The organism is Myxococcus sp. CA039A (assembly GCF_013336645.1).
GTDB classification, from domain to species: Bacteria; Myxococcota; Myxococcia; order Myxococcales; family Myxococcaceae; genus Myxococcus; species Myxococcus llanfairpwllgwyngyllgogerychwyrndrobwllllantysiliogogogochensis.
The window spans coordinates 1-14,795 of record NZ_JABUMQ010000288.1 but is presented as its reverse complement, the minus strand read 5'-3'; the positions used below and the strand labels follow the sequence as shown (position 1 = coordinate 14,795).

Below are 14,795 nucleotides of genomic sequence, written 5' to 3'. Positions count from 1 at the left end.
AACCCGTGGCGGCGCGGGCGGCTCCGGTTCCCCCCACACCCCAGCCGGCGCCTGTCGCGGCGCAAGCCGCCGCCCCTCAGAGCGGTGGGCCCGGGTATGCCTCCGCGCCCACCGCATCCGGGAATACCGCCGCGCCTCAGAGCGCCGGGTACGCCCCCTCGGGAACCCAGGAGGCCGCGCGCTCGCTGGCGACGTCGCGCCTGACGGGCGGAGCCAGGGACCTGGCCATTGTCCTGGAGCAGGGCCGCAGCAGCCGCGCCAGCGACGTGCACGTCGTGGCCGAGCGCCCCGTGCTCTTCCGCCTCGCCGGAGAGCTGGTGCCCCAAGGTGGCGCACTGGATGCGGCGCGGGTGGAGGGCATGTTGATGCCGGTGGTGCCGGAGCGACTGCGCCCGGTGCTGGAGCGCGACGGCAGCTGTGATTTCTCGCTCGACTCGCCGGAGATGGGGCGCTTTCGCGTCAACGTCTCGCGGCACCGCACGGGCCTCAAGGGCACCTTCCGGGTGATTGCGCGCGACATCCCCACGTTGGAGTCGCTGGGGCTGCCCGTCGAAATCGCCAAGGCGACGCACCATCATCAGGGGCTCATCGTCGTCACGGGCCCGTCCGGCCACGGCAAGACGAGCACCCTGGCGGCGCTGGTGGACCTCATCAACCGCGAGACGTCCCACCACGTGCTCACGGTGGAGGACCCGGTGGAGTTCGTCCACCCGCGCAAGAAGGCGCTCATCAGCCAGCGCGAAGTGGGCGCGCACACGAAGACGTTCGCCAGCGCGCTCAAGGGCAGCTTGCGCGAGGACCCGGACGTCATCGTGGTGGGCGAGCTGCGCGACACGGAGACGGTGCGCATGGCGCTGGCGGCCGCGGAGACGGGCCACCTGCTCATCAGCACCATGAACACGCCGAGCGCGGCGAAGACCATCGACCGCCTCATCGACCTCTTCCCGCCGGCGGACCAGCAGCAGGTGCGCCTGTCGCTGTCCAGCGGCCTGCGCCTCATCGTCAGCCAGCGGCTGATGGCGAGCGCGGACGGCAAGGGCATGGTGGCGGCGGCGGAGGTGCTCCCCGGCTCGGTGGCGCTGGGCAACCTCATCCGCGACAACAAGACGTACCAGATTCCCTCGCTCCAGCAGCGCGGCAAGAGCCTGGGCATCATCCGCTTCGAGGACTCGATGGCGGACCTGGTGCGCGCGCAGAAGGTGAAGTTGGAAGTGGCCAAGGGCTTCGTGGACAACCCGGACGAGCTGGAGGCGGTGGTGACGGGAAAGAGGCCGGGCACGTCCGTGGCCGCGCCGGAGACGCAGCAGGACAGCGCCCGGCTCTTGAGCAAGATGGGCTCGTTGATGGGAAGGAAGGGGGGCTGAGATGAGCACCACGCCGCGCATCTCCGCGCTCTTCGACATGCTGCTGGAGCAGAAGGGCAGCGACCTGCACCTGAGCACCGGCTATCCCCCCATGGGCCGCATCCGTGGCGAGCTGACGCCGCTGCACGAGTTGCCCCTCACGCCCCAGGAAGTCGAAGGGCTCCTGTTCGAGCTCATCAACCCGCAGCAGAAGCGGCAGATTGTCGAGGAGCTGGACCTCGACTTCGCCTACGGCTACGGCACGAAGGCCCGCTTCCGCGCGAACTACTTCTACAAGCAGACGGGCCTGGGCGCGGTGTTCCGCACGATTCCCAGCAAGGTCCTCACGCTGGACGACCTCAAGACGCCTGAAATCGTGCGCAAGCTGGCCGAGCGTCGCAGCGGGTTGGTGCTGGTGACGGGCCCCACGGGCAGCGGCAAGTCCACGACGCTCGCGGGGATGGTGAACCACATCAACCAGACGCGTCCCGCGCACATCCTCACCATCGAGGACCCGGTGGAGTTCGTGCATGAGTCCGCGCGGGCGCAGGTGACGCACCGTGAGGTGGGGCCGCACGCGTCCAGCTTCGCCACGGCCATCCGCTCGGCGGGGCGCGAGGACCCGAACGTCATCCTCATCGGCGAGCTTCGCACCAACGAGACGATGAAGCTGGCGCTCCAGCTGGCGAGCTTCGGCGTGCTGGTGTTCGCCACGGTGCACACCAACAGCGCGCCGGCGACCATCGACCGCATCATCAACTCGTTCCCCGCCGACGAGCAGGCGCAGGTGCGAGGCATGTTGGCGGAGAGCCTGGCGGGAATCGTCGCGCAGCAGCTCATCAAGACGGCGGATGGCAAGGGCCGCGTGGCGGCGCTGGAAATCCTCGTGGGTGGCGCGGCCATCGCCGCGATGATTCGCGAGGGCAAGGTCTTCCAGATTGCATCCAAGATGCAGGCGGGCCAGGGCCAGGGCATGCAGACGCTCGACATGCACCTGGAGAGGCTGGTGCGCGACAACATCGTCACGCCCGACGCCGCGCTGGAGAAGGCCCAGGACAAGGAGAACCTGGCCAAGGTCATCCAGCGCCTCAAGCCGGATTGGGTGCTGCCGGAGTCGATGAAGGCGTAGTCGCCCCCAGGCCGCCCGCGACGGCGGAACTGTCCGGGCGCGAGGGAGACCTTCTCCTCCGGTGTCAGGAAGGCAAGGCCGTGGCGTCGCTGGGCCCGCAAGGGAGCCCTGGATGCGCTACGGCGATGACAAGTCCTTCGAGATGGCACGCAGTCTGTTGCCTTCCACGCACCGACAGGCAGCTCGCAAGAGTCGCGCGAGCCTGCACCGGCGCTCCCGCCGCAGCTCGAGGACCCGGGTCGCCCAGCTCATCAGAGACCCCGAGTTCGCCGAGGACTGCGCGGAGCTGGATGAAGACACCTCCTCCGAGATGCGGGGGCTGGTGTGGGAACGACAAGCCTCGGACAAGGTCAACCCCTTCATCCGCTGGGCGGAACAACGGACGTTGGACCAGCCTCGCGACCTGCGATTGGGGTTGATGCGCAAGGCGCTCCCCGATGGGCTCGTCGGCCGTCACGCGCTCTCTCATCTGAAGCAGGAGAAGCACTTCCTGAGCACCGCGGAGCTGTCGGCCCAGGAGTCCTGGCGCCTGCGCACGAGAAAGAAGAGCCTCCCGACCGAGCGCGGTCTGATGGCGCAACTCCTGCGCGAGCTGCTGCGGCTTCCCACCGGACAGAAAGCCTTGAACAGCTACCTCAAGCGCGCGTCGGCCACGGGATGGAGCAGGCAGTGGGGACACGACGGCCATCGTCATGTGGTGCTCCACGGCTCTCACGCGCCTCGCCTGCTGCTGGGAGTTCATGACGTGCTCCCCTTCCTGGATGACCTCGGCTTCGAGAGTCGGCTGGTGTCCTACTGGAGCCGTCCCCCGCGACCCGAGGCGCCGACCCGCCCCCTGGCCCTCAAGTTCCTGAGAACGTTCCATCGGCTGAAGGGAGACCTCACCGCTACGCTCGCGGCCCTCCCTGTGCCCGTCCTGACCAACCAGCCACGCTGAGGCACACACCCTCGGTAGGGCCTGGAACCGCGACGAACCGACGTGCGCGAGCAGGCGACGCGGAACATGATGCACACCATGCTTCACGGCTTCGAGAGCACGACGACGGAACGGCTGCTGCTTCGCCCGTTTCGCGAGACCGACCTGGACGCGGTGTTCACACTCCATGGCGACCCGGAGACCTCTCGCTTCAACCCCTCCGGCCCCTTGCGCTCGCTGGACGCCGCGAGGGAGCTGCTGGCGCTGTGGTTGAGTGACTGGGCGAAACACGGCGTGGGGTACTGGGCCGTGGAGCAACGAGAGACACCGGGCGTCGTCGTGGGCGTCTGCGGCGTGCGCCACAAGCTGTTCGAGGGTCGGACGGTGTTGAACCTCGCCTATCGGTTCGCGCCTCGGACCCAGGGGCTGGGTTATGCGACGGAGGCCGCGCGCGTCGCCGTGGAGAAGGCCCGGCGACACCTCCCCGATGTGCCCCTCGTCGCCATCATCCATCCGGAGAATGCACCGTCCCTCCGCGTCGCGGAGCGACTCGGGCTGCGGTTCGAGCGCATCACCGATTATGAGGGCACCCCGAGCCGCGTGTACGGGGTCGACTGAGCTTCGACGTGTCCGTGCGGCCTCCCGAGGCACAGGAGGACTACAACTCCTCGCGGAGCCCCTCTCGGAACACCGTGAACACCGCCTGCCCGCAGCGGTCCGATGTGTCCGCCTGCGCTCTCGCCACGCGCACCTCGTAGCGGACACCTCCCAGCAGAAGTCGCTTCGTCTCTCCAACAGAGACAGTGACGGGTGATCCGCCACGCTTCCGGGCATCCTCGAACCGGAGCCGTGCGCCCTGGGTGCGTGTGTCCTTTCGCCGCTCGCAGTCAGCAAGTTCCCACCGGACTCGCAGCTCCGGCACCAGTCCCGTGGGCAGCAGGACTTCGCCTTCCGGCGTGGTGGGCGCGCTCGGTACCGTGAGCAGCAAGAGCCCTCCGTCCGCGTCGCGGAGCGTGTCGCCCGAGAGGAGTTCTGGATGCTCTCCGTCGATGGAGACACAGCTCGCGGGCTCGCGGTGGCTGACCCAGCCCACGGTACGTCCCGTCAGGTCCGCCAGGACCTCTGGCACGGTGAGCCCGTAGCTCACGCCTCCGCGCGTTTCGCCTGCCTCGTACTCCAGCACCGAGGCCCACTGGCCCCCATGGCGGTATGCACCTCGAAGTTGTCGGGCCACGGTGAACCGTCGCTCCAGACGTGGACCTGTGCGCTGAATGGAGCGCATCTCCGGCGTCTCCTTAAAGGCCACGTCCACCCGGGCCGCGCGCCACACGTCCGCGCACGCGAGGGAGCCAGGTGACTCCGACGCGCGAGTACCTCCATCTGACGTCGATTCCGCGGAGGCGCCCGACACCGTGATTCCGTCGGCGGACGAAGGCACAGCGCGCCTGGAGTCACGCGAAGCCACGTCGGACGGAGCGAGTCCTCCAGCGGGCGGCTCACGAACCCCGCCCACGGCTGAAGACGGTGGGGTTTCGGACCGCGCCGCGACAACAGAGCCTGCGTCCGTCGCGGGAGGCTCGGGGCGAAGCCAGCAGGCGCCGTGCATCAGCAAGAACCCCAGCGCACAGCTCCGCGCGCCCAGCCGGTGTGGTCCTTCCGACTTCGGCATCACGTGCTCCTCTGCAGGGCAAGTGCCCTCCGCCTCCGCCGACTTTCGCCCTTCTAATAAAGGGAGGCCAGCGATGCGGCGGCAAGTCTGCTTCGCGGCTTTCGGTCACGGTGCGCCCCACCTACTCTCGCCCGTCCGAGGAAGGACCCGCATGACGACACGCGACAACTCCAGTGCCCCTTCGACCATGGGGTGGCGGATGTCCCCGTGGACGTCTAGGGAAAGCCGGGCCAGGGACCGGTGGTGATTGACGCGGGCTGGGGCACCCTGCTCCCAACGAACCTGACGCATCCTGACCGTCGAGGTCAGAGGCATTCCGCGTACAGCAGCGTTCCATCCGCCGACACGTGGAAGTCGCGTCCCTCCACGCGTCCCCGAGACAGGAGTCGCTCCCGCTTGCGCCGGACGTCGTCACGCCGTCGCACCAGCGAGGGCTCTTCGTGCGGCACCCTCGGCTGGAAGCGCGCGGGGCCCCCCTTGTCGTCCGGCGCATAGCGGGTCAGCAGTGAGCGCTTCGAGCCTCGGCTCGCGCCATCATCCGCGTCGCCGTCGTCGGAGAAGTCGAGCTCCAGCGAGCCCCACTCTCCCACGTCGCAGTCGCAGGAGCCGCAGCCCGGGAAGCCGCAGCCCAGGAAGCCATCGCGGCAGGAGACACATTCCGCCTTCGGTGACGAACCACACGCCGCGCAGCCGTTGTCGCCAAACGAGTATGAGTGCCACCCCGAGTTGCTCACGCCCGCGAACTGGTAGCGATAGTTCATCACGCTGTCATGCACCACGCTGTACTGCCCCGGCACGTCGTTGCCGTTGTGGTCAAGGTTCAGGTTGTGGCCCAGCTCGTGGATGAACGTGCCGCGCTGCTCCTGGATGCTCGGACTGCTGAAGCAGCCCATGCTGATGATGAGGTCGTTGCCCAGCAGCTCGGCCTTGCCCGACGAGCAGCTCGTGAGGCTCGTGTGCCGGTTGGCCCACATCGCGTAGTGGAAGTACGGCCGGCGCTCGGGGTTCGCGGACGAAAAGGCGCTCTGCTTCAACGCGTAGAAGTCGACGCCGTTGGCGCAGCTCCCGTAGCAGACCACCTCATGCCAGGGCAGCGCGCCGTCGATAAAGGCATGCAGCCGCACGCTCCCACCCGTCTCCTGGGCGAACACCGCCGCCGCGTCCGCCACCAGGCCGGCGTACGGCTGCCGCGTAAGGTACGGGTTCGTCGGGTGCTGCATCCAGTCGACCTCCACGTAGAGGTCCCTTGCCGTGGGGCTGCTCCACTCGGAGAAGGAGAAGCCGTCATTGCCGAACACCTCCAGCGTGTCCGCTATCGAGTCCCCATCCGAGTCCTCGTTGTTCTGACTCAGTCCGATGAGCGGCTCGAGCGAGTCCGAGAGCCCATCCTCGTCACCGTCGTTGTCATCGAAGATGGTGGACCAGAGTTCCTCGTCGTGGACGAAGCTGGCCGTTCCGGCGCTGCCCGGGAAGCGCCCCACCACCACGCGCTGAGTGCCGACGTTCTGCGTGCTCGTCGCGGTGACGAGCGGGTAGTACTTCGGCCCGCTGTCGTCATCGTGCTGGAGGTACTCGGTATTGGAGCGCAGCAGGAAGAGGAGATGGTCTCCGCCTCCGGGGCTGGTGGCCGAGGCCCTGAAGGTGTCCTTCGCGTTCCACGCGAAGAGGAGCGGCACGCCTCCGAAAGGCTGCTGCGACAGGAGCAGCGTCCCGTTGCGATACAGGCTCGCCGTGCCGCCGCGCCCATCCGCGTACGCTCGCACCCAGACGCGGTAGTAGCCTGAGTCCGGCGCGACGAAAGTCACACACGAGCGCGTGGCGCCCTGGCAGTCGTCACCCACTGCGACCTGACTCCAGCCATTCCTGTCGCGCAACACGTGCAGCACCGTGTCCGGCACGGAGCCCGTCAGCTCTCGCGTCTCGAAGGTGTACGTCTGTCCCGCGTCGAGCCAGGTGCTCAGCCAGATGAAGCTGCCCCAGTCCCGCGATGCCACGTAGTGCGGCCCCGCCCACGCCATCATCGGCGCCAGCAGCAACACCACGCGAAGCGCCCCCATGAACGACTTCATCGCTTCTGCTCCCCCTGGAAGAACCACTCCTTGAATGTCTCTTGCGCGCGGTCTCGTTCCGCGGGCGAGAGAGTTCTCCACTTCACCTGCTCCTCCGCGAGCGCGCGCTGGTAGCGAGTGTCCTCGTCCCGTGCACGGGCGTCGTCCGGAGGTGATGCGGAGAGCTTCGCGACGAGATTGAGCGCGGCGAGATAGCGCTGCTCTTGTCGTGCCCGGGTTTCAGGGCTCGCGTCCTGGAAGGCTCGCTCCGTACGAGTCACGAGCGCGGCCAGGTCGTCGACGGGCTCCTCACGCAGGAGCGCTTCCTCATCTGGAGTCAGGGGAACCAGTGCGTCCTTCGCGAACCTCGTCAGCAGGGATGTCGCGGGGGTGGAACTCGCCACCTGCACCGTGAGGCCATCAGGTCCCTGGACCTGCTCGATGTGAAGGACAGGCTCCGGCGAGTCCTTGCGCGGGTCTCCAGGCCGAGCCACCTCGGCTGGCTCCTGGTGCACCGTGGCCGGGTTCGCGGCGGCGTCCTCGCGTGGAATGTGCCGAGGCACCAGCAGGGGGATTCCCGCCGCGAGCAGTACGACGCCCAACACCACGCTCCCGACTCCGACCTTGTCGCCTCGTGCGCGCATGCGGCCCCCACTCGCAGGCCACACGTCTAGCCGCAATTCGCGCCGGCATCAAACAGCCGGAGTCTCGGAAGGATTCAGCCCGAGACAGGCGTGGGGAGGACTCCCCTCGCCCACCGGCATCAAACAGCCGGAGTCTCGGAAGGATTCAGCCCGAGACAGGCGTGGGGAGGACTCCCCTCGCCCACCAGCATCAAGCAGCCAGGGTGCGGAGACATTCAGCCCGAAACAATCTCGCGGAGGAGTGTCACGCGGTCGGAGATCGGGGCAGCACGACGGCTGTCATCGAACGGCCCGGTGCGCCGCCGGACGGGAAGACCTCGACGGTGCTGCGTCGAACACGTCGTGCTCCAGGCTCAACTCAACGGGCCTCGGGCTGTGACGTCCGGGAGGGTGGCTCCACCACCGGATGAGCACCGGGATATGGGGTGAGCACCTCGCAGCCCTCGCGCGTCACCAGGATGGTGTGCTCGAACTGCGCGGAGAGGCTTCCGTCCTCCGTCACCACCGTCCAGCCGTCCGCGAGCATTCGAATCTCGGGGCGGCCCAGGTTCACCATCGGTTCGATGGTGAGCACCATGCCGGAGCGCAAGGTGATGCCCGTCCCCCGCGAGCCGAAATGCGGAACATGGGGCGGCGCGTGCATGGAGCGTCCGATGCCGTGTCCTCCGAACTCCCGCACGATGCTGCACCCTTCCTTCTCCGCCAGCTCCTGGATGGCCGCGCCGATGTCGCCCATCCGAGCACCGTGACGCACGACGGAGACACCCACGTCACGACACCGGCGTGCCACGTCCACCACATGCCGAGCGTCGGCGGAAACGTCACCGATGCAGAACGTGGCCGACGTGTCTCCGTGGTAGCCGTTCAGGCAGGTGGTGACGTCGACGTTGATGATGTCACCGGGGGCCAGTCTTTCGTCCGGGCGTGGGACGCCATGACAGACGACGTGATTGCGGCTGGTGCAGACCGTCGCGGGAAAACCGTGGTAGCCCAACTGGCTGGGCGTGCCGCCTCGACGGGCCGTGTCCTCGCGCACCCACTGGTTGATGTCCTCCGTGGAGATGCCCGGCGTCAGCTTCCCCGCGACCCAGGCGAGCGTGCCAGCAGCCGCCTCGCCCGCACGACGCAGACGCTCTACCTCGGTGCCCTTGAACAATGGTGTTCCCATGGGGAGCCAAGGTGTCCCTGGGGGGCGTCAGCGTCCAATGCTGTTTCGGTATCGCGCTCGAGGGCGGGGGTGCAGGACATGAGCGCTCGCGGTAACCTGGGGCCGTGAGCATCACCCACCTCCAGTCCTTCGTCGCGGTGGCCGAGGAACGCCACGTGGGCCGCGCCGCGCGCCGGCTCCATCTCACCCAGCCGCCGCTGAGCCGCCACATCCTCGCGCTCGAGGACGAGCTCGGCACGCGCCTCTTCGAGCGCACTCGACAGGGCATGCGCCTGCTTCCCGCTGGAGAGGTCTTCCTTCACCACGCGCGCCGCATCCTCGCGGAGGTGGACACCGCGGTGCTCACCGTGCGCGGCCTCTCACCTCGCGACGCGGGCGGGTGAGGCAAAGCGCACACCTGCTCGCTAGCCCGGAACCTCCACCGGGAACTCCAGGGCTTCTCCCCGGTGAGACAGGACCGCTGTGCGAATCAACTCGCGAAGCTGGCGCGCACTGAGCGGCAGGTCGGCGAAGACTCGCGAGGGCGAGAAATCTCCCAACGCCAGCCCTGGTCCCTGTTCCGGTCCCCAGATGCGCTCAGCCACGAGTTCGTAACGTGACCCGGCCAGCTCGAGGGAGACCGCGCAGTCCCTGTCATTGAGCCTCCGCGCGGCGAGCACTTTCATCACCCCGCCTCGCGGGTGTGAAGTCCGCTCCAACACGTCGTGACCACACATCCAGGATGCCCCCGCGCTCGTTGCGAACTGGACGATACCACGAGGCCTCGCCGAGCCTCATGACGCTCGGCGGGCGCCCGTGCCCGAGGTGGGGACATACTGCCGCGCCGAGAGCCCCCGGACCGAAAAGGAACCGCCAGACATGCCGCGCAGGTCGTCATGCATCCCGTCATCACCTCGTCGGCTCGTGGTTCCCTGGGTGCTGCTCTCGTCACTGGCCTGGGCTCAAACACCAGACACCGGAATAACGACGACGGAGTCCGGCGCGCGGAACACCGTCATTGGCACCTCCTCATCGCCTGAGTCGCGCACTCGCATCGCCGGCTCCGACGGCTCCGACGGCTCCGACGGCTCCGACGGCTCCGACGGCTCCTCCGTAGCTGTACCGGAGCGGCCCGCCGCCAATGTACCCACGGCGCCTGAGACGTCCCCTCGTGTCGCTGTCGATGCGCCCATGGAGCAGGTGGCGACCTCCCGCGCCTTCGCCGAGGCACCCTCACAGCACGAGGCGCCTGCTGCTCCCATCGCCGATGCGTCCACCGCGCCTGAGGTTCCATCAAGCACGGCGCTGCCCACAGCGACGCCGGAGACAAGTGCATCCTCGCGAACCGTCGTCACGGGCACGCGCCTTCCACGTCCCGTGCGAGATGTGCCCGCCACCACCGTGGTGCTGCCTCGCGAGGAAATCGACCGCAGTCCCTCGCTGACGCAGGACACCCTCGTCCGCTCCCTGCCCTCGGTCGCCACCTTCCGCCGCACGCCGAGCCTCGTCTCCGACCCGACCGCCCAGGGCCTCAACCTGCGCGGTCTCGCTCCGTCCGGTGTCGCGCGCACCCTCGTCCTGCTGGACGGCGTCCCCGTCAATGACCCGCTCGGGGGCTGGGTCTTCTGGCGCTCGCTCCCGCGCCTTGGACTGGACCGCATCGAGGTCGTCCCCGGTGGCGGCTCCGCCCTCTATGGCAGCTCCGCGCTCGGCGGCGTCGTGCAGCTCATCTCCCGCCCCATCACCGGCCCGGCGCTCGACGCGGACCTCTCCGCCGGCAACCGCGACACGGGCCTCCTCGCCGCGCGCGGTGCACACCGCTGGGGCCCCATCGCCGCCGCTGTCGAAACCGAGCTGCTCACCAGCAGCGGCTATCGCATCGTCACCCCGGGCCAACGCGGCGCCATCGACAGCGACACGCCCAGCAACCATGTCGTCCTCAACGGCCGCGTCGAAGCTCAACCTTCTGACGCGCTGACGCTGTCCGCTCGCGCCAACCTCTTCCGTGAGAACCAGAACGGAGGCACCCGCTTCACCACCGCTCGCGTGGAGCTGGCGCACTTCGGCGCGGGCGCGCGACTTCAAACCGACACACTGGGCACCTTCTCCCTGGACCTCTACGGCCGTGCCCTTCGCTTTGAACAGAACCGCGCACGCGTCGCCCAGGACCGCGCCGCTGAGTCGCTCGCCGCGTCCCAGGACGTGCCTGCTGATGACCAGGGTGCCTCACTCGTGTGGACCGCGCCGAGCTGGACGGCGGGTGGCACCCATCAGCTCTCCGCGGGCCTCGACGCTCGGCGGATGGCGGGCACATCCCGCGAGCAACTCTTCCCACCCACGCAGACCCCTGAAACCGTCCTCACCCGTGAAGCCGGCGGCACGCAGTGGACAGGTGGCGTGTTCCTCCAGGACCTCTACGCCATCACTTCCGCACTGGAGCTCTCGGCCGCGCTCCGCTTCGACGTCTGGCGCAACACGCAAGGGCTCCAACGTGTCGAGCGAGCCAACGGCGCGGTGGACACCACTCCTTTCGACGACCGCACCGAGCACCAGCTCAGCCCACGCCTGGGCGTGCGCCTGCGTCCCTGGGACGCCGTCACGCTGCGTGCCTCCGGGTATCGAGCCTTCCGCGCACCGACGCTCAACGAGCTCTATCGCCCCTTCCAGGTCGGCACCGTGTTCACCGCCGCGAACGCGAACCTCGGCGCGGAGCGCCTGTGGGGCGCGGAGGCTGGCGTGGAAGTCGAGCCCCTGCGCACCCTCACCGCCCGCGTCACCGGCTTCTGGAACGTGCTTGAGGACCCCATCACCAACGTCACCCTCCCCGACGGCGCGGGCCGCGAGCGGCAGAACCTGGGCCGCGCTCGCGTGCGCGGCGTGGAGGCCAGCATCGACTGGCGACTGTCACGCCAGTGGACGACGCTCCTCGGGTACACCTTCGTGGACCCCACCGTGACGGATGCGCCCGGCCAGCCGGCGCTCGTGGGCCGACAGCTCGCGCAGGACCCCAGGCATCGAGCCGCCGCCAGCCTCACCTTCGAGGACCCGTCCCTCGTCACCGCCACCGTGCAGCTCCGAGTCACCGGGCCTCAATACGAGGATGACCTCAATGAGCGCGGCATGGGTGGCGCGCTCGTCGTGGATGCGGCCGTCAGCCGGCGGCTCTTCTGGAAGGTGGACCTCTTCGCCGCGGTGGAGAACCTCTTCGACCGCGAATACCTCGCGGGCCGCGCGGGCGTGGACACGTTGGGCCCGCCCCTGCTCGCGCGCGTGGGCCTGCGACTTCGTGACGCGCCCTGAGCCTCCGAGGCGGTCACACGGCATCCCCGGCAGCACCGTCACACCCATCCAGTAGGGTGGACCTCTCCGCCGCCAGGAAGAATGGTGGCACTCATTCAGCACAGAGGTGGTCGTTGACGACGAAGCAGTCCCGCCAGAAGACCTCGAAAGCGAAGGGCAAGAAATCCTCGGCGCCACGGAGACAACAGTCGACGTTAGCGGGGTCCAGAGCGCCCGACGTCGGTTCCCTGCTCGAGCGCGTGGTGGCGATTCTCGAGAAGTCCCGCGCGCAGGTCCTTCGCTCCATCAACAGCATGATGGTGCTGGCGTACTGGCAGATTGGGCGAGAACTCGTCGAGTTCCATCAAGGCGGCGCACACCGAGCAGGCTATGGCGACCAGCTCCTCGAAGCCCTCTCCGCCCGCCTTCAAGAGCGAGTAGGTCGGGGCTATTCCACGACGAATCTCCGCTACTTCAGGACGTTCTATCTCGCGTACGCAGACCGCTCCCCTGAGATTCGCCACATCGAAAGTGGCGAATCTTCAAGGGCGTCCTCGGGCGCATCAACCGGCCCCGAGCGTGAGTTCCGCCACAAGGAACGAGGCGTGCTCCAGGACCTCGAGCGAGCACTCGGGCACCAGGGCGTTCTCGAGGGTTTCTCGCCGATGCTCGGCTGGTCACATTATCGGTTGCTCATGAAGCTCGAGCACGAGGCCGAACGGCGCTTCTACGAAATCGAGGCCGAGCGCGGCTCCTGGCCCGTCGAGCACCTCGAACGACAGATTCACACGCACCTCTTCGCGCGCCTGCTCAAGAGCCGCGACAAGCACGGCGTCATGGACCTCGCGACCCGGGGACAGGTCCTCGAGAGACCAGCCGACGCCATCAAGCACCCCTTCGTCCTCGACTTCCTCGACCTTCCCGAGAGCGAGCTGCTGCGCGAGAGCGACCTGGAGCGCGCGATCCTCGGCAAGCTCTCGCACTTTCTCCTCGAGCTCGGCAGGGGCTTCGCCTTCGTGGCGAGACAGAAGCGATTGTCCTTCGAGGACGAACACTTCTACGTCGATCTCGTTTTCTACAACGTCATCCTGAAGTGCTACCTGCTCATCGACCTCAAGCTTGGCAAGCTCGCGCACCAGGACGTGGGCCAGATGGACAGCTATGTGCGGCTGTTCGATGCGCAGGGACGAACAGAAGGCGATGGCCCCACGATTGGGCTCATCCTCTGCGCGCAGAAGAACGAAGCGGTGGCCCGCTACTCCATCCTCCACGAGCATGAACAACTCTTCGCCGCCAAGTACGTGACCTATCTGCCGAGCGTCGAAGAACTGGAGCGAGAGCTGGCCCGCGACAAACGCCTGCTCGACGCGCGCGCCCCGGGCGTTCGCACGCCGAAGGGGCAACACCCGCGGCGACCTCGCAAGCGAGCGGGTGGAGGACGAGCGACGCGGTAATGCTCACGGACACTGGCGCGAATAGCCGATGCGCCGGAGCATTCGCATCGGCTCCTGGGCTTCGACCAGTTCCGTGTACATCACATGCGCGCGGCCCTGTGCATCCACCTCCAGGGCCCAGTCGAAGAAGGGTGAATCGAGGAGGCTGGACTCCAGGTCGATGACCGTCTTCGGCGCCCAATCCCCCCGCGCGTCGTTCCGGTACTCCAACCGCTTCCCGAGATTGCGCAGCACATGAATCACCCCCGAGGCGGAGAACCTCAGCTCACCAGAAGACGACTCGAAGGGAAGGATGCTCGTCGACCACTCGCCTGGAGCACTCCGGCTGCTCAGCGACAAGACGCCCGCCTTCGCCCAAAGGATGTGCGGCACCCCCGCTGGTGACACCGCGATGACCGGATTCGCACCCGCAGCGGCCACCTGCTCCCTCACCCACGTCCCCGAGGCGTTCGTCGCGTAGAAGATGCCAGCGCGTCCAAGCACGGCGTCGTACTCATACGTCACATGGGCTTTGCCCTGGCCATCCGCGCGCAGCGACACGCGCGTGGAGAGCGACCCGAGCTCGATGCCCGTATCGATGACAGACAAATCACCAATACGACCCTGCACATGGTTGAGCCGGTGCTTCACCGCATCCACCAGGCTGATGGCATGCAGCCTGCCCTGCGCATCCAGGTCATGGGCACGCACCAGGCCACTCATCAGCCGAGCGTGCTCCCAGCGTCCCCCTGTGTGATGGAGGAAATCGGTGGGGACCACCTGCGCCAGGTCATCGGACCGCGGGCTGATGGCCAGATGGACCTCACCCGCCGCATCCACGCGGATGCCACCCAACCACCACTGCCCTCCCGCGAAACCCGTCTCGGCGAAGACGCGCCAGGGCTTCGTCGTCACCACTCGCAGCACCGCGTCGGTGTACTCGACGAAGTACGCCTCACCGTCCGCATCCAGGGCGAACTGTGGATACCCCCTGTCTGCTCCCAGCGGCAGCACCGTGCGCGACTGCCAGCCGTCCTCGCAGTCGCTCCACGCCGTCATCCGCGCATCCACACCGCCATCCCCCAGCGGCCGGACGGGGATGTTCAGCCCACCGTCAGGCCCCGCGTCCTCGGAAAGCGGAATCCCACCATCCCGCCCACCGTCAGGCCCCGCGTCCGGCTCCCCGC

13 protein-coding genes are annotated in these 14,795 nt (G+C 67.9%); 7 read left to right on the top strand and 6 right to left on the bottom strand.

All coding sequences use genetic code 11. The features are described from left to right. The 4 genes from HR086_RS35750 to HR086_RS35735 all read left to right on the top strand — a co-directional run. On the top strand, positions 1-1,364 hold a 1,364-nt coding region (locus HR086_RS35750; RefSeq protein ID WP_254626596.1), incomplete at its 5' end, for a type IV pilus twitching motility protein PilT. A gap of 1 nt (position 1,365) precedes the next feature. Then, positions 1,366-2,472 (top strand): type IV pilus twitching motility protein PilT, encoded by a 1,107-nt coding sequence (locus HR086_RS35745; RefSeq protein WP_174454112.1) that lies wholly within the window; start codon positions 1,366-1,368, stop codon positions 2,470-2,472. A 112-nt stretch (positions 2,473-2,584) separates the two neighbouring features. Further along, complete coding sequence (locus HR086_RS35740; protein WP_174454111.1) at positions 2,585-3,409, top strand: hypothetical protein; 825 nt, start codon at positions 2,585-2,587, stop codon at positions 3,407-3,409. Between the two features lie 66 nt (positions 3,410-3,475). Further along, entirely contained in the window at positions 3,476-4,006 is a 531-nt protein-coding gene (locus HR086_RS35735; RefSeq protein WP_254626595.1) for a GNAT family N-acetyltransferase, read from the top strand. A gap of 40 nt (positions 4,007-4,046) precedes the next feature. Here HR086_RS35735 and HR086_RS35730 read toward each other — a convergent pair whose 3' ends face one another. The 4 genes from HR086_RS35730 to map all read right to left on the bottom strand — a co-directional run bounded on the left by HR086_RS35730 (position 4,047) and on the right by map (position 8,917). Then, on the bottom strand, positions 4,047-4,670 hold the full coding sequence (locus HR086_RS35730; RefSeq protein ID WP_174454110.1) for a hypothetical protein: 624 nt from the start codon (positions 4,668-4,670) through the stop codon (positions 4,047-4,049). A 692-nt stretch (positions 4,671-5,362) separates the two neighbouring features. Continuing rightward, a complete protein-coding gene (locus HR086_RS35725; RefSeq protein ID WP_174467856.1) occupies positions 5,363-7,126 on the bottom strand; it encodes a hypothetical protein in 1,764 nt (587 codons plus the stop codon). Beyond that, positions 7,123-7,749 carry a hypothetical protein gene (locus HR086_RS35720; RefSeq protein WP_174460849.1) on the bottom strand — a complete coding sequence of 209 codons (627 nt, stop codon included), beginning with the start codon at positions 7,747-7,749 and terminating at the stop codon, positions 7,123-7,125. The genes HR086_RS35725 and HR086_RS35720 overlap by 4 nt, the downstream gene beginning before the upstream one ends. 358 nt (positions 7,750-8,107) lie before the next feature. Next, the gene (gene map / locus HR086_RS35715; protein WP_174460848.1) at positions 8,108-8,917 is read right to left on the bottom strand and encodes a type I methionyl aminopeptidase; all 810 of its coding nucleotides are present in this window, start codon (positions 8,915-8,917) and stop codon (positions 8,108-8,110) included. A gap of 104 nt (positions 8,918-9,021) precedes the next feature. Between map and HR086_RS35710 the strand changes: the two genes are divergently transcribed. Continuing rightward, the gene (locus HR086_RS35710; protein WP_141646277.1) at positions 9,022-9,300 is read left to right on the top strand and encodes a LysR family transcriptional regulator; all 279 of its coding nucleotides are present in this window, start codon (positions 9,022-9,024) and stop codon (positions 9,298-9,300) included. Between the two features lie 21 nt (positions 9,301-9,321). Here HR086_RS35710 and HR086_RS35705 read toward each other — a convergent pair whose 3' ends face one another. Next, on the bottom strand, positions 9,322-9,582 hold the full coding sequence (locus HR086_RS35705; protein WP_141646278.1) for a hypothetical protein: 261 nt from the start codon (positions 9,580-9,582) through the stop codon (positions 9,322-9,324). Between the two features lie 505 nt (positions 9,583-10,087). On the opposite strand from HR086_RS35705, the gene HR086_RS35700 reads away from it, so the two are divergent. Next, on the top strand, positions 10,088-12,196 hold the full coding sequence (locus tag HR086_RS35700; RefSeq protein ID WP_174467855.1) for a TonB-dependent receptor: 2,109 nt from the start codon (positions 10,088-10,090) through the stop codon (positions 12,194-12,196). A 113-nt stretch (positions 12,197-12,309) separates the two neighbouring features. Continuing rightward, positions 12,310-13,629, top strand: coding sequence for a YhcG family protein (locus tag HR086_RS35695; protein WP_217442074.1), 1,320 nt, complete (start codon positions 12,310-12,312; stop codon positions 13,627-13,629). 3 nt (positions 13,630-13,632) lie between these two features. Here HR086_RS35695 and HR086_RS35690 read toward each other — a convergent pair. Then, the coding region (locus HR086_RS35690) for a hypothetical protein (protein ID WP_174467854.1) at positions 13,633-14,795 on the bottom strand (1,163 nt) is incomplete at its 5' end.

What these genes read in the sequence shown, in the direction of transcription:
- HR086_RS35735 (WP_254626595.1), top strand. Translation starts at nt 3,476, where the DNA reads ATGATGCACACCATGCTTCACGGCTTCGAGAGCACGACGACGGAACGG.
- HR086_RS35730 (WP_174454110.1), bottom strand. Translation starts at nt 4,670, where the DNA reads ATGCGCTCCATTCAGCGCACAGGTCCACGTCTGGAGCGACGGTTCACC.
- HR086_RS35720 (WP_174460849.1), bottom strand. Translation starts at nt 7,749, where the DNA reads ATGCGCGCACGAGGCGACAAGGTCGGAGTCGGGAGCGTGGTGTTGGGC.
- HR086_RS35740 (WP_174454111.1), top strand. Translation starts at nt 2,585, where the DNA reads ATGCGCTACGGCGATGACAAGTCCTTCGAGATGGCACGCAGTCTGTTG.
- HR086_RS35705 (WP_141646278.1), bottom strand. Translation starts at nt 9,582, where the DNA reads ATGAAAGTGCTCGCCGCGCGGAGGCTCAATGACAGGGACTGCGCGGTC.
- HR086_RS35745 (WP_174454112.1), top strand. Translation starts at nt 1,366, where the DNA reads ATGAGCACCACGCCGCGCATCTCCGCGCTCTTCGACATGCTGCTGGAG.
- HR086_RS35725 (WP_174467856.1), bottom strand. Translation starts at nt 7,126, where the DNA reads ATGAAGTCGTTCATGGGGGCGCTTCGCGTGGTGTTGCTGCTGGCGCCG.
- HR086_RS35700 (WP_174467855.1), top strand. Translation starts at nt 10,088, where the DNA reads ATGGAGCAGGTGGCGACCTCCCGCGCCTTCGCCGAGGCACCCTCACAG.
- map (WP_174460848.1), bottom strand. Translation starts at nt 8,917, where the DNA reads ATGGGAACACCATTGTTCAAGGGCACCGAGGTAGAGCGTCTGCGTCGT.